16 protein-coding genes and 1 pseudogene are annotated in these 14,075 nt (G+C 59.8%); 4 read left to right on the top strand and 13 right to left on the bottom strand.

The genetic code is table 11. From position 1 onward, the window contains the following. Window positions 1-107, top strand: a pseudogene (locus IEX27_RS15330) (IS5/IS1182 family transposase); the annotation flags it as partial. Next, window positions 85-576 (top strand): autoinducer binding domain-containing protein, encoded by a 492-nt coding sequence (locus IEX27_RS21400; RefSeq protein ID WP_280516494.1) that lies wholly within the window; start codon window positions 85-87, stop codon window positions 574-576. The pseudogene IEX27_RS15330 and the gene IEX27_RS21400, both read left to right, overlap by 23 nt. Window positions 577-874: 298 nt before the next feature. Here the strand turns inward: IEX27_RS21400 and IEX27_RS15325 are convergent, their stop codons facing one another. Beyond that, the gene (locus tag IEX27_RS15325; protein WP_188721941.1) at window positions 875-1,573 is read right to left on the bottom strand and encodes a pyrimidine 5'-nucleotidase; all 699 of its coding nucleotides are present in this window, start codon (window positions 1,571-1,573) and stop codon (window positions 875-877) included. Between the two features lie 174 nt (window positions 1,574-1,747). Between IEX27_RS15325 and IEX27_RS15320 the strand changes: the two genes are divergently transcribed. Continuing rightward, entirely contained in the window at window positions 1,748-2,653 is a 906-nt protein-coding gene (locus IEX27_RS15320; protein ID WP_188721940.1) for a DMT family transporter, read from the top strand. A gap of 78 nt (window positions 2,654-2,731) precedes the next feature. Here IEX27_RS15320 and argB read toward each other — a convergent pair whose 3' ends face one another. From argB to IEX27_RS15280, 8 genes are all read right to left on the bottom strand, one after another. Continuing rightward, window positions 2,732-3,622, bottom strand: coding sequence for an acetylglutamate kinase (argB, locus tag IEX27_RS15315; protein ID WP_188721939.1), 891 nt, complete (start codon window positions 3,620-3,622; stop codon window positions 2,732-2,734). Between the two features lie 186 nt (window positions 3,623-3,808). Next, window positions 3,809-4,444 (bottom strand): ribosome biogenesis GTP-binding protein YihA/YsxC, encoded by a 636-nt coding sequence (gene yihA / locus IEX27_RS15310; RefSeq protein ID WP_188721957.1) that lies wholly within the window; start codon window positions 4,442-4,444, stop codon window positions 3,809-3,811. A gap of 65 nt (window positions 4,445-4,509) precedes the next feature. Beyond that, on the bottom strand, window positions 4,510-5,148 hold the full coding sequence (locus IEX27_RS15305) for a CatB-related O-acetyltransferase (protein WP_188721938.1): 639 nt from the start codon (window positions 5,146-5,148) through the stop codon (window positions 4,510-4,512). Window positions 5,149-5,246: 98 nt separating this feature from the next. After that, window positions 5,247-7,067 (bottom strand): membrane protein insertase YidC, encoded by a 1,821-nt coding sequence (yidC, locus tag IEX27_RS15300; RefSeq protein ID WP_188721937.1) that lies wholly within the window; start codon window positions 7,065-7,067, stop codon window positions 5,247-5,249. 7 nt (window positions 7,068-7,074) lie between these two features. Then, entirely contained in the window at window positions 7,075-7,437 is a 363-nt protein-coding gene (gene rnpA, locus IEX27_RS15295; protein WP_244630387.1) for a ribonuclease P protein component, read from the bottom strand. 22 nt (window positions 7,438-7,459) lie between these two features. Then, window positions 7,460-7,594 carry a 50S ribosomal protein L34 gene (gene rpmH / locus IEX27_RS15290; RefSeq protein ID WP_026501365.1) on the bottom strand — a complete coding sequence of 45 codons (135 nt, stop codon included), beginning with the start codon at window positions 7,592-7,594 and terminating at the stop codon, window positions 7,460-7,462. Between the two features lie 224 nt (window positions 7,595-7,818). Continuing rightward, a complete protein-coding gene (locus tag IEX27_RS15285) occupies window positions 7,819-9,180 on the bottom strand; it encodes a glutamate--cysteine ligase (RefSeq protein WP_188721936.1) in 1,362 nt (453 codons plus the stop codon). Window positions 9,181-9,245: 65 nt separating this feature from the next. Then, entirely contained in the window at window positions 9,246-10,019 is a 774-nt protein-coding gene (locus IEX27_RS15280) for a 16S rRNA (uracil(1498)-N(3))-methyltransferase (protein ID WP_188721955.1), read from the bottom strand. Window positions 10,020-10,332: 313 nt separating this feature from the next. On the opposite strand from IEX27_RS15280, the gene IEX27_RS21580 reads away from it, so the two are divergent. Then, window positions 10,333-10,461 carry a hypothetical protein gene (locus IEX27_RS21580; protein WP_280516493.1) on the top strand — a complete coding sequence of 43 codons (129 nt, stop codon included), beginning with the start codon at window positions 10,333-10,335 and terminating at the stop codon, window positions 10,459-10,461. Here the strand turns inward: IEX27_RS21580 and IEX27_RS15275 are convergent. The 4 genes from IEX27_RS15275 to IEX27_RS15260 are packed head-to-tail and all read right to left on the bottom strand — an operon-like array spanning window position 10,458 to window position 14,074. Further along, on the bottom strand, window positions 10,458-11,204 hold the full coding sequence (locus IEX27_RS15275; protein WP_188721935.1) for a metallophosphoesterase family protein: 747 nt from the start codon (window positions 11,202-11,204) through the stop codon (window positions 10,458-10,460). The two genes, IEX27_RS21580 and IEX27_RS15275, sit on opposite strands and share 4 nt — an antisense overlap. Then, window positions 11,194-11,871 carry a LutC/YkgG family protein gene (locus IEX27_RS15270; RefSeq protein ID WP_188721934.1) on the bottom strand — a complete coding sequence of 226 codons (678 nt, stop codon included), beginning with the start codon at window positions 11,869-11,871 and terminating at the stop codon, window positions 11,194-11,196. Before IEX27_RS15270 ends, IEX27_RS15275 begins: the two co-directional genes overlap by 11 nt. Next, a complete protein-coding gene (locus tag IEX27_RS15265; protein ID WP_188721933.1) occupies window positions 11,868-13,301 on the bottom strand; it encodes a LutB/LldF family L-lactate oxidation iron-sulfur protein in 1,434 nt (477 codons plus the stop codon). Before IEX27_RS15265 ends, IEX27_RS15270 begins: the two co-directional genes overlap by 4 nt. Continuing rightward, a complete protein-coding gene (locus IEX27_RS15260; protein ID WP_188721932.1) occupies window positions 13,301-14,074 on the bottom strand; it encodes a (Fe-S)-binding protein in 774 nt (257 codons plus the stop codon). Before IEX27_RS15260 ends, IEX27_RS15265 begins: the two co-directional genes overlap by 1 nt. Window position 14,075: the final 1 nt, after the last annotated feature.

Genomic DNA, 14,075 nt, shown 5'->3' with positions numbered 1-14,075 from the left:
TCGCCAAACTCAAGGACTGGCGGCGCATCGCGACGCGCTACGACCGATGTGCGCATACTTTCTTCTCAGCAATATGCATCGCCGCTGCCGTTATCTTCTGGCTTTGATTTAACGAGTCCTGAGCCTAGAGAACAGGATCGTTCCTGCTTTCCTTATGCGTGGAGTACGTATCCAGGCAGATGGGTGACGAGATACCTGCGTGAGTCATATTTTACATATGACCCGGTCTTTCGCATCGGGGCAGCCGCCGCGAACCCCTTCTTCTGGACTGAGCTTCATCCGGACCAAAGCGGCCGCTGTGTGCTCGAGGATGCCATTCAATACGGAGTTGGTCCCTGCGGTTATACAATTCCGCACGAGGGCAGTGGCATGCGCAGCCTGCTTTCGATCACATCGAGCACGATGGATCAGGATGATTGGCACTATTTTGTTGATTGCATCCATCCCGAACTGCGGGAGTTTACGAAATCACTCCATGAAAAGGCTGTCCAGGAGATCGGAACATACATCCTCCCCAGAAAGGAACATGCGCCTCCGCACCTTTCAGAGAGTCATCACAGCAGTCAGCCAGCATAACGTTAATGCATTACTATTTAAAATTACTATGATAATTTCATAGAAAAATATTCTTCTGGCGCTTGGAACTGCGAGAAAATGTGACCGGATTATTTCGGCGTTTGAAGCAAAAGCTGAAATAATCTTGTTCCGGAACATACCATAGGAAACTTCCTGCCATAGCTTGGTGGCCGGACTATTGTAGTCCACGGCGGGCATGTTCGACGTCCGGGACAGTGAAGTATATCTGGTTTTTCCGCCACAGCATTGCCGGCTGTTTAGGCCCCCCCCCTATGACCAGCGCGTGACAGCCGAACGTTTACCGACTGTTTATCGTCTGTAGAAACAGTGTGAGGTCGTCGGTGACGTAGTCGACCTCGTCTTCCCGTCCAAGGTCCCTCTCCCAGACTTCCGAATAGGTTTCCTCCAGGTTCTGCGGCACGATCAGAACGGTCTTCATCCCCAATTGCTTCGGGATGGCCAGGTTGCGCGCGAGATCCTCGAACATCACCGCATCCGGGCCCGCGATGCCATGGAGCGCAACAAACGCTTCGTAGCTTTCCTTGGCGGGTTTAGGGATGAGCCCGGCCGCGACAATGTCAAAGATATCCTCGAACTGATCGAGGATGCCGAGCTGGGCAGCGGCCTTTTCGGCATGGCTCCTGTTGCCGTTGGTGAAGATGAACTTCCTGCCAGGCAGCGACCGGATCGCCTCGCCAAGCGCCGGATTCGGCTTCAGCCAGCTGTAGTCGATATCATGAACCTTTTGCAAAAAGTCGTCAGGATCCACGTTGTAAAGGTCCATCAGGCCACGCAGCGTGGTTCCGTGATCGCGATAGAGATCCTTTTGTAGTTTACGGGCATCCTCGCGCGAGAGGCGCAGAAACTCCGACACATAAGTCGTCATCAACACGTCGATCTGCGAAAACAGATCAGCATCGTGAGGGTATAAAGTATTGTCGAGATCGAAGACCCAGCTTCTCACATGCTCAAATTCGGTAGGATCAGGTTTGTTCACTGTGTGTCCTTAGCGGTCTCGTCTAGCGTTTCGCTGGCTGATGCAGGAAGCATTGTACCCTTCCTCGATGATGATATTCAGGATACAAGCGCTTTCGTACGACAGTTGTCTCGGATCGTTCGACGCTGTTTGAATGACCCGGTTATCCCTCACCTACCTGCCCTGTGATCTCCGATGGAAGCCTGGATAGTAATTACGATAGTTGCTGCGTTCCTGCAGAACCTGCGTTCCGCGGCCCAGAAATATCTGAAACGCGTGATGGGCACAACCGGAGCCACATTCGTGCGCTTCGGCTTCGGTCTCCCCTTTGCGGCCCTTTACGTCCTGATCCTCCATCTGGCGATCGGCTACCCCATTCCCTCGCCAACGCCGATGTTCTTCCTATGGGTAGTCATTGGCGGCGTCTCCCAGATCGCTGCGACGTTCCTGCTCGTGTACCTCTTCTCGTTCCGGAACTTTGCCGTCGGCACCGCCTATTCCCGCACCGAACCCATACAGGCAGCAATCTTCGGCCTGATCCTGCTGCATGAATCGGCTGGGGTTGGTCCCCTGTTCGCGATAGCCATCTCCGTCGTGGGCGTCATGCTGATCTCGGTTGCGCATGTGGAGATGAGCTGGCGCAATCTCTTTGCCTCTCTCGTGAGCCGCACCGCCCTCATCGGCCTGGCGTCGGGCACCTTCTTCGGCGTCTCGGCTGTGACGTACCGCGCGGCTTCGCTGTCGCTCGGCGGTCCCAATTTCATGATGCAGGCAGCGACCACCCTCCTCTACACGATCCTGCTTCAGACGCTGCTGATGCTCGGTTGGATGCTCTGGCGCGACCGCGCTGAGCTGGGGAAAATCGGCAAGGCCTGGAAGCCATCGCTCTTCGTCGGAGCCGTGGGCGCTACCGCCTCCTTCGGCTGGTTCATGGCAATGACCCTGCAGCAGGCCGCGATCGTCAAGGCGCTCGCCCAGATCGAGATGCTCTTCACCATCGCATCCTCGGTCTGGTTCTTCCGCGAACGAATTAACCGGACCGAGATCGCCGGTTGCCTGCTGATCACCGCCGGAATTATCGTTCTGGTACTGGTGAACTGATCGTTAAGCTACATCCAAAAAGAAAGCCGGAACCATAATGGCTCCGGCTTGTCTCTGTCTTCAAAGCAGCCAAGCACCCTACGGCACGATAAGCGTACCAGCGCCGCGCTCCGTGAACATCTCGAGCAGAACGGCGTGGGCGGTCTTTCCGTTCAGAATGACGACACCTTCAACGCCGCGCTCGATCGCCTGGATGCAGGTCTCGACCTTCGGGATCATGCCACCGGAAATCGTACCGTCCTTGATCAGCGAGCGCGCCTGGCTGACCGTCAGCTCATCGATCAGCTTGCCATCGCGATCCAGAACGCCGGGGACGTCGGTCAGGAACAGCAGCCGTGCAGCCTTGACCGCACCAGCAATCGCTCCGGCAAACGTATCCGCATTAATGTTGTACGTGTTGCCGTCTCGGCCGGGTGCGACCGGAGCAATGACCGGGATCATCTCGGAGCGCGCCAGGAGGTCGAGAAGCGTACGGTCAACTTCGACCGGCTCGCCAACGAAGCCGAGGTCAAGCACGCGCTCGATGTTGGAATCGGGATCCACCACCGTCTTGCGAGCCTGCTCGGCAAAAACCATGTTGCCGTCCTTGCCGCAGAGGCCGATGGCCCACTCGCCTTCGGCATTGATCAGCGCGACGATTTCCTTGTTGATGGAGCCGGCAAGCACCATCTCGACGATCTCGACCGTACGCTGGTCGGTGACGCGCAGTCCGCCCTCGAACTTGGATTCGATGCCGAGGCGCTTCAGCATCTCCGCGATCTGGGGACCGCCGCCATGCACGACGATCGGATTGACGCCCGACTGCTTCAGGAGCGCGATGTCACGTGCGAATGCACGCCCGAGCTCCTGATTGCCCATTGCATGCCCGCCATATTTGATGACCACGGTCTTGTTCTCGTAGCGCTGCATGAAGGGCAGAGCTGCAGAGAGAAGACTGGCTTGTGCTTCGGCATCAGAAAGAGTTGTCATATCCCATGTCCACGCTTGATCGCCTGTCTGGGCAGCGTCCCTGGAAAGTCTGAACACAACTTCCCGATAGCACGATGCCAGCCCTGAAAGTCTTTTTGCTTCCCCTTCCTCAAGGAAGCACTGATTGGTCTAATAGCGCATTCGCAACCGCTGGCAAACGAACAGTTGCGTTTTGCGCGCTCTTGTTCACCGTGCCGGCTCGTATTCGACGGCGGTGGAAATTGCCATGCGCAGCTCGTCCAACCCCCAGCCCTTTTCCGACGAGGTCGCCAGCACCACTGGAAAGGCTGCAGGCCGGCGCACGATCTTCTTCGCGGTCTCTTCAACAAGCTTGGTCAGCGCCGGCGCCTTGATCTTGTCTGCCTTGGTGAGCACGATCTGGTAGGACACGGCGGCCTTGTCGAGCAGGCCGAGCACCTCCTCGTCAATCTCCTTCAGGCCATGGCGCGAATCAATCAGCACGTAGACGCGCTTCAGCGTCACGCGTCCGCGAAGGTAATCAAAGACGAGTTTGGTCCACGCCTCAACCTGCGGCTTCGGCGCCTTGGCGAAGCCATAGCCCGGCATGTCGACGATCGCCATGGGAGGCAGATCGCCGTCCTTGCCGCTGTAGCCGTCGGGAACGAAGTAGTTGAGCTCCTGCGTACGGCCGGGTGTGTTCGATGTACGCGCCAGCCCCTTGTGGCGCACCAGCGCATTGATCAGCGAAGACTTGCCCACGTTCGACCGGCCCGCAAAGGCAACCTCGTGGGGCCCTTCAGGCGGCAGGAACTTCATCGAGGGCACACCACGGATGAACACGAAGCCGCGCCGGAACAGCATGTCCGTCTCGCGCGAGATTCCGGGCGCCGGGGTCTCGCCTGCCTGTTGCGTCTCGGTCTCAGCGCTCATTCAGCATTCTCCAGTCGCTCGATGTCCGCCCCGCGGATCGCATCGAGATTTCGTGTAATCTTGTCAACCGGCCAATCCCACCAGGCAACGGCCTCGAGCCGCGCAATGAGATCGTCGTCAAACCGCATCTTCACAACCCGCGCGGGATTTCCCGCAACGATGGCATAGGGCGGCACGTCCCGACTGACCACTGCCTTGCTTGCGATAATCGCGCCGTTGCCGATCCGCACACCCGGCATGATGACAGCCTGATAGCCGATCCAGACGTCGTTTCCAACGATCGTATCGCCCTTCACGGCTTCTGCCCATGTCGAAACGTCGAAGCCCTTTTCCCAACCCTTCCCGAAGATGTTGAACGGGTAGGTGGAAAAGCCGCTCATCGCGTGGTTTGCACCATTCATGATGAACTGCGTGCCTTCAGCGATGGCGCAGAAACGCCCGATGATCAGTTTGTCGCCAATGAAGGGGTAGTGGTAAAGCACGCAGCGTTCGGCGAAGGTCTCCGGCCCGTTGGGATCGTCGTAATAGGTATATTCGCCGATCTCGATGTTCTGCTGGTCCACGAAGGCCTTCAGGAAGCCAACGCGCGGAAAACCCTCCATGGGATATTTCTCGGCAGGATCCGGACCGTTCATGCTCTCTCTCCTGACTTCGCTTTCACCGCAATGACAGTTGGCCAGAGGTTGCAACAAAAGGAAAGGCCCGCCGAAGCGGGCCAATTCATGTCCGTTGGTTATTCTGCCGGCTTCGGCTTTTTGCGGAACATACCCGTGAGATTGTCCCAAAGCTCCAGCTTGGCGCCCTGGCGCTTCATGATCACACCCTGCTGGATGATCGAGAGGGTGTTGTTCCATGCCCAGTAGATGACCAGACCGGCCGGGAAGCTTGCCAGCATGAACGTGAAGATCAGCGGCATCCAGTTGAAGATCATCGCCTGGGTTGGATCGGGCGGCGTCGGGTTCATGCGCATCTGCAGGAACATCGTGATGCCCATGATCAGCGGCCATACGCCGATCAGCAGGAAGGCCGGCACGTCATAAGGCAGCAGACCGAACAGGTTGAACAGCGAGGTCGGATCCGGCGCAGCAAGGTCCTGGATCCAGCCGAAGAAAGGCGCATGACGCATCTCGATGGTGACGTACAGAACCTTGTAAAGCGCGAAGAAGACGGGGATCTGCACCAGCACTGGCCAGCAGCCTGCAACCGGATTGATCTTTTCCTTCTTGTACAGCTCCATCATGGCTTGCTGCTGCTTCATACGGTCGTCACCGTACTTCTCGCGGATCTCCATGAGGGCAGGCTGCACCTGCTTCATCTTCGCCATCGACTTGTACGACTTGTTGGCGAGCGGGAAGAAGAACGCCTTCACGATCACGGTCGTAGCGAGGATAGCGAGACCGAAGTTGCCGAGCACGCGGTAGAGCCAGTCGATGAGATAGAACATCGGCTTGGTGATGAAGTAGAACCAGCCCCAGTCGATCAGCAGTTCGAACTGGCGGATGTTCTTGGACGACTCGTAGGCGTCGATGACGTGCACTTCCTTGGCGCCCGCGAACAGCATGTTCGAGATGGTCTTCTCGCCATTGGCGGGAACCACGATCGGGTCCGTCAGGAAGTCGGCCTGGAAGCGCTCGCGACCATCGGCAAAGAAAGCGAAGCGCGGGTCGAAGGCAACACCGGCGTTCGGGATCAGCGTCACAGCCCAGTACTTGTCGGTGATGCCGAGCCAGCCGTCCTCGGACTTGCCGGGCTTGATCTGTCCATCATCGCGTGCCGTGCTGTAGTCGATCTCCTGCAGGCCCTTCTCGCCCGTCACGCCGATCAGACCTTCGTGAAGGATGTAAAGGCCGGCGGTGGTCGGCTGGCCCATGCGGGTGGTGCGACCGTAGCTGCGCAGTTCGACCGGCTGGCCGCTGGCATTGACCACAGTATCGGAGACGGTGAAGAGATAGTTGCCGTCAACGGTAATCGTGCGGCGGAAAGTGAGGCCGTTCTCGTTGGTGTAGGTGAGCGTGACCGGAGAATCAGGCGTCAGCGTCGCGCCGCTCTCTGCGGTCCAGACCGTGTCGGGACCCGGTACGGAACCGCTCGTGGCGGAGCCAACGAAACCGAACTCGGCATAATATCCGTCCGACAGGGCCGAAGGATTGAGAAGCTGGATGTTCGGGGAATTGTCATCGACGGTGACGCGATAATCCTTCAGCAGCAGATCGTCGAGACGTCCGCCAGCGAGGTTGATCGAGCCTCCGATGCGCGGCGTATCGATCCTGATGCGGTTACCCGTCGAGACTGCCGCTTCGCGCGACACCGGTGCCGGAGCAGTCGCCGAAGCGCCGGGCACTTCCGTGCCGGACGTGGCTCCGGGCGTGGGGATGGCGGCGTCGCCCTGCGTGGTGGTTCCCGGCTGCGGTGCCTGGGCAGCCTGCTGTTCAGCCTCGATACGAGCCGCTTCGCGCTGCGCCTCGACCTTCGGATTCATGTATAAAACCTGCCATCCGGTCAGGATGATCACCGAAAGCACGATGGTGATGAGCAGATTGCGATTATTTTCCATGATTTCCTCAGCCCGGTCTAACGGGTTTGTTGTCGCGCATCCGACGGGAAAGCTCTTCCTTGAGCGCATCAAATGGCACGGAAAGGATGTCCCGTCGTCCGACGATCACATAGTCACGTCCCGGCGACATGTCACCAGCAGCATGTGTGCGAATTGCCTCACGCACACGCCGGCGAATACGGTTCCGTTCAACGGAGTTGCCCACCTTCTTGGTGACCGTAATACCAAAACGCGGCAAACCCTGGTCGCCGCGTTCCAGAACTTCAAGCAGAAAGAGCGGGCCGCGACGCTTCGTTCCACGACGGACTGCAAGAAATTCGCTTCGTTTCTTGAGCCGCCCCGGTAGAGGCACTCCCGCTGCTTCCGCCAAGTCTCCTACCCTGATCTAGGGATTAAGCAGACAGGCGCTTGCGGCCACGCGCGCGACGAGCGGCGATAACCTTGCGGCCACCGGTGGTAGCCATGCGAGCCCGGAAGCCATGACGGCGCTTACGGACGAGTTTAGAGGGCTGATATGTGCGCTTCATTTATTTTAATACCGCGGAGTGCGGCCCTTCTTGGTTCTGTTGGTACAACAGGAGCTTCTGACCGTAGGCATACCAAAGGTACGCCGGAACGGTGCCCGAGCGTGCGTGGCTTATAAAAAGCCTTCTGCGGAAAGTCAACGCAGGAGCTGGAAGGCCATCCACGACTGAATGACACTTCCGTTACCAGGCAAACGGCGGGTTCTAGCCGGTGCCACTACTGCCGATCAGTATGCCTGCTCGTGGAAGATCGGGTCGATGGAACCGCCCCATCGGTTCTGGAAGGCTGATGCCATTTCCTCGGCGCTGGTGGTGCCGCGCGCCATCACCTCATCGAGGGTGCTGAGGAACACGGTCTCATCCTGACCGTCGCCGTTGAGCCGCGCCCGGTTCTTGAGGCCCAGACGCGAGATTTCCAGCACCTCGCGCGCCGTCTTCAGGAGCGGCTGGCCCCGGAACTCGGCCGAGAGGCCTGCGGCAGGCACGGAATCGCGCAGTGCCTGAACTTCGGCGAAGCTCCAGCCGCGGGTCATCTCTTCAGCTGCCTTGATGGCCTCGTCGTCATAGAGAAGGCCAACCCAGAAGGCCGGCAGCGCGCAGATCCGCCGCCACGGGCCGCCGTCAGCCCCCCGCATTTCCAGGAAGCGCTTCATGCGCACGTCCGGGAACAGGGTGGACAGATGATTGGTCCAGTCGCCCATGGTGGGCTCCACGCCCTGGAGCGCGCCCTCAAGAAACTGGCGGAAGGTGATGTGCGTGCAATCGCGGTACTTGCCATCACGGATGATGAAGTACATCGGCACGTCCAGCGCCCACTCGACATAGTCGCTGAAGCCGAACGTCTCCTCGAAGGTGAACGGCAGCAGGCCGGAACGCTGGTTGTCGGTGTCGCGCCAGATGTCGCCGCGCCAGGATTGCAGGCCGTTGAGCTTGCCTTCCGTGAACGGCGAATTGGCGAAGAGAGCGGTCGCCAGCGGCTGCAGGCGCATGCCGATCTGCATCTTGCGGCGCATGTCCTCTTCGGACGCAAAGTCCAGGTTCACCTGGATCGTGCAGGTCCGGTACATCATGTCGAGGCCCTGCGTGCCCACCTTGGGCATGTAGGCCGTCATGATGTCGTAACGGGACTTGGGCATACGCGGCGTTTCGGCGAGCGACCACTTGGGGCTTGCTCCGAGACCGAGAAAACGAATGCCAAGCGGATCGGCGATCTTGCGCAGCTGCGCGAGGTGCGTGTTGCTCTCTCGGCATGTCTCGTGAAGGCTTTCGAGCGGCGCGCCCGAGAGCTCGAACTGCCCGCCCGGCTCAAGCGAGATGGCGCCCTGACCCGATGGCTCCGCGAGGCCGATGATGTTGCCCGCATCCACGATCGGCTCCCAGCCGAGCAGATCCCGCATGCCCTCAAGCAGCGCGCGGACGCCACGGTCACCTTCGTAAGGGACCGGCAGGTTGCCTTCTACGTAAAACGGGATCTTTTCGTGCTCGGTGCCGATGCGCCATTGGTCTTTTGGTTTGCAGCCCTTCGCGATGTAATCGACGAGATCGTCAATGGATCCGATCGGTTGGCTGTCAGTTGTGTCGCGCGCCATATCTTCCTCAGACTCGTAAGCTTGCCTGATTGGCCAAGAACATGGGGGCAATCAAGCGAATATTTCTAAACCGTGGGTTCGGCGAGCTTCACAAACTCGTCATCACGCCAATCGCCGATTACCGATTGTATCAAGGCAAGCGCTGCTACAGCTGCAGTATCCGCCCGAAGAATGCGCGGGCCAAGAGGAATCGGCAGCACGAACGGCAGGGAGCGCAGGTAGGTTCTTTCACCTTCTGAAAAGCCGCCTTCCGGCCCGATGAGCAGCCCGCACTTGCGTCCCTTCAGCTGTTCCAGTTGGACCAGCGGATTGTTGTGCTCGACCGATTCATCGCAGAAGATCAACGCGCGGTCGTTCTCCCAGCCGTCCAGCAGCTTTTCGAGCTTCACCGGCTCCCTGACCTCCGGCACGGAGAGGATCCCGCACTGCTCGGCAGCCTCGATGACATTGGCGCGCAGCCGGTCAGTCCCGAGCTTCGTCACCTGCGTGTGCTGGGTGAGAACGGGCTGCAGGGTGCCCGCACCCATCTCGACGGCCTTCTGCACCATGTAATCAAGTCGACCGTGCTTGATCGGCGCAAAGCAATAGATCAGGTCGGTGTCGGGTGTTTGCTGCCGGGTGAGCTCCACCAGCTGCAGCCGCACGGCCTTCTTGCTGACGCTGTCGATCCGCGCACGCCACTCGCCGTCGCGCCCGTTGAAGACGAGAAGTTCTGCCCCCTCGCCCATCCGCAACACGTTGGTGAGGTAATGTGCCTGGTCGCGTCCCAACTCGACCTGCCCATCCTGGGCAAGGTTCTCGGTCACGTACAGGCGTTGCATCTTGTAGTTGGCTCGCATGCGCGCTTGATGCGCCGCCCACAAAAATTCGTCAAGCTCAACCGCTATCCTGACGCAGGCAGAAGCGCTTGCACGCACGACTTCACCCGCCTGGGGGACAACTACCTCTTTTGGGTGTTGCGCCGACGAAACAATTCACATGGGAGTCTGACCTGCCTGCGAATTGTCCTTGCAAATTCCATGGCAAGGAGTATTGCGCTGCCCGGCCTCGCAGTTTGGAGGCCGCAACAATCCCCCTCAGCAAGATATACGGGAACCAATCGGTAACCAGATACGTCTATACGTTATCTATTGACCCGAAAGAGACGACTCGATGCGTATTGCTTTGCTTTCTTTTCTGATGCTTAGCGCAGTGCTGACCTCTGGTGCCGGCATTTATGCTGCTACCGGCAACTCCACCTACCAGACGGCCGATGGTTACGGCATCAGCGCTCAGCGCTAGCTTCCTGACACCTGGATCAGATCCTTCCGGGTATCTTCAAATCTCATACAGCTCAGCACCCCGAATTTCACCGCACCCGTGTCAAGATTGACGCGGTTGAGGCGAATTTCGGGTGCGAGTCTGGGTGTATGCCCGTGCACGATGAGCTTCGGATAAAGCCCGAAGTGGTCGTGGAATTCGTTCCTGATCCACAGAAGATCGTCGCGCTTCTGCTCTTCGAGCGGAATGCCCGGACGCACCCCTGCATGGCAGAAGAAAAGGTCACCGAAGCTCGCCGACACCGGAAGGTTTCGCAGGAACTCGATGTGCTTTTCGGGAACGGCCTTCTCCAGCTCAGCGGCACTCGCGAGTAATTTATCCTTCGGTGCCAGCCGCAGCTCGACCCCATAGGACTGCGCTGTCGTATCCCCGCCATAAAGCGCGAACAGCCCGTCCCGCCTCGGACGGTTGAGGAAGCTCAGCATCCCCGCATCGTGATTGCCGGCTAGCGCAATGACGCGCGGATCGGCTGCCGTCTCCGTGCTCAGGAATTCGAGGACCTGGTTCGACTCGGGTCCACGATCCACGTAGTCGCCGAGATAGATGATCCGCCAGTCGGCGGGGCTGTCGCGTTCGATCTCCGCCACGATCCGCTCATGCATTTGCGAGAGCAGATCGAAGCGGCCGTGGATGTCGCCGATCGCGTAGATGCGCATGCCCTCCGGCGCCTTCGCATCCGAGAAGGTAACGCCCTCAGTCGCCATCGACCACGATCACATGCAACGCGCGCGGCCCGTGGGCACCAAGCAGCAGCGTCTGCTCGATATCGGCAGAGCGTGATGGCCCGGTGATGAAATTCAGCGTTCGCGGCATGTGTCCCTTGCCAAACGTCTGGCGCACCTGATCAAAGACGGTTTCCAGGTCTCCGACGATATCCTTCGCCCGGACCACGACAAGGTGATGTTCCGGCAGGAAATTGACCGTAGTTGGGTTGTCCTGGCCTGAGTGCAGCACCACTGTGCCGGTTTCCGCTATACCGGCAATCGCATGGCTGACGCCGGCCAGATCCTCGTCCTGTGCCCTGCCGCTGTCGATCTCAAGCGACGGCTCGGTGTTCCACGGCATCGCACCAAGTCTTGCGTCGGCACCCATTCGGACCCGCGCGGGAAGATTGCGCTGGCGCAGGTAAGCAGCAACCGCGCCTGGCACATTCGCCGAGGATCCTACCCGCTCCACCGTGGCGGAGACCTTCTGCGCCATCGCGCAGAAAAGTGTCACCCGATCATCATCCGGCAGCCGCCCACGCATTGGAACGACACCGCGCGGTGCGGCGGCGATTCTCGCCTGCACGGCCTGCTCCCGGGTTGCATCGTCCTTGCCCTCACGAAGGGCGACGCGCAAGCGGTTCAGAATAGCTTCGCGCCCGCTCATATTCTGGCTCCCTGCTTCTGCGCCTCGCGCTGCTTCCATTCCTGCATGAACGTACGGCCTTCCGGAGCGGGCATATCCCGATGCCTCGTCCATCCGCCAGCGAGTGGCAGGCTCTTGAACCGCCCTCGCCCGCCAAACAGCGACAGGACCGGAATGCCGATCGAGGTGGCAAGGCGGTAGAGCCGCGGTCGCCGCGCGAAGAAGGCCCAGGCCTTGAGGCCGTAGCGTTGCGTTGCCGGATTGAGCCTCCGCGAAAACTCGCGTTCGCGCCAGTGCCGCATCATCTTCGGCAGCGGAATGCGCACCGGACACACCGCCTCGCATCGCCCGCAGAAGGTAGAAGCGTTCGGCAGATGCCCAGCCTTGTCCACCCCGATCAGCGATGGCGTCAGTACCGACCCCATCGGGCCCGGATAGACCCACCCATACGTATGGCCGCCAACGGCATGGTAGACGGGGCAATGGTTCATGCACGCGCCGCAGCGGATGCAGCGGAGCATTTCCTGGAACTCGGTGCCGATCATCGAGGAACGGCCGTTGTCGAGCAGCACCACGTGATACTGCTCCGGTCCGTCCGGATCCCCGGCACGGCGCGGGCCGGTGGAGAGTGTCGTATAGACGCTCATGTCCTGACCCGTCGCTGAGCGCGCCAGCACGCGCAGCACCTGTGAAAGGTCTGAAAGTGTGGGCACGATCTTCTCGATCGAGGCCAGCACGATATGTACCTTGGGCAGGATCTGCGTCAGGTCGCCGTTGCCCTCGTTGGTGACGATCACCGACGTACCAGTCTCTGCCACGAGGAAGTTCGCGCCCGTGATACCGACATCCGCCTGGAAATATTTCGCGCGCAGCACCTTGCGGGCCTCGGAAAGCAGCGTCACCGGTTCTGTCAGGTCCCGATCGACGGGCAGATGCGTATGCACTCGGCGGAAGTCCGCCTCCACCTGGCTGCGCGCGAGATGCACGGCTGGCGCAATGATGTGGCTCGGATGCTCACCGCGCAGCTGGATGATGTATTCGCCGAGGTCCGTCTCGACCGGCTGTACGCCATTGCCTTCCAGGAAGTCATTGAGCTCGATCTCTTCCGAGATCATCGACTTGCCCTTGGTCACGGTCCTCGCGCCGACGGACTGGCAGATCTTCAGGATGATGTCGCGCGCATCCGCGGCCGATTCCGCCCAATGCACATGGCCACCACTTTCGGTGACCTTCGTCTCATAGGCCTCCAGATACTTGTCGAGATTGGCGAGCGTCTCGTCCTTGATGGCCTTGCTTGAATCGCGCAGCTTCTCGAACTCGGGCAGAGCCTCCGCCGCCATCGCACGCTTTACGATAAAGCCCGATTTGACATGCTCCAGCGCATGGCGCAGCTGCGGATCATCAAGCGCCGCGCGGGCATTCTCCTTGAACGCAGGTGACCGGATTTCCATCAGTCTTTCCTCCTGCCAATGGCGGGTGTGTCACACATCCCCGCCAGCACTTCCGCCACGTGGCGCACTTCAACGTCGCTGCCCTGCCGCTGCAGCTTGCCCGCCATGTTCATGAGGCAGCCGAGGTCGCCCGCAAGTAGCGTCTTGGCTCCGGACTGGCGAATTGAATCCGTCTTGTCTTCCACGATGCGATTGGAGATGTCGGGATACTTCACGCAGAACGTGCCGCCGAAACCGCAGCAGACATCGGACTCCGGCATCTCCTTGATTTCCAGACCACCTACGGACCTCAGCAGCTTGCGCGGCTGCTCGCGAATGCCAAGCTCCCTGAGGCCCGAGCAGGAGTCGTGATAGGTGACGCTACCGGGATGCACCACGTCCACGTGATCCACACCGGCGACATCCGTGAGAAAGCTGGTCAGCTCATAGACCTTGGCCGAAAAGGCCTTCGCGCGCTCGGCCCAGTCGCCATCCTTGAAAAGCGCCGGGTAGTGCTTCTTCAGCATCCCGGCACACGAGCCCGACGGCGCGACGATATAATCGTAGTCCTCGAAGGTCTCGATTGTCTTGCGCGCGATGGCGATCGTGTCCTCGCGGTCACCCGAGTTATAGGCGGGCTGACCACAGCAGGTCTGCGCCATCGGCACGTCCACCGTATAGCCGGCGTCTTCGAGGAGCTTGACCGAGGCGAAGCCGATGCTGGGCCGGAACAGGTCCACGAGACAGGTGACGAAAAGGCCGACGCGGCGCGATTGTGGTGTTTGCTGGTTCAAG

It is taken from the genome of Nitratireductor aestuarii, assembly GCF_014641695.1.
In the GTDB taxonomy this organism is placed as follows: Bacteria; Pseudomonadota; Alphaproteobacteria; order Rhizobiales; family Rhizobiaceae; genus Chelativorans; species Chelativorans aestuarii.
The sequence above is the reverse complement of the archived record's forward strand: the minus strand, read 5'-3'. Positions and strand labels throughout refer to the sequence as shown.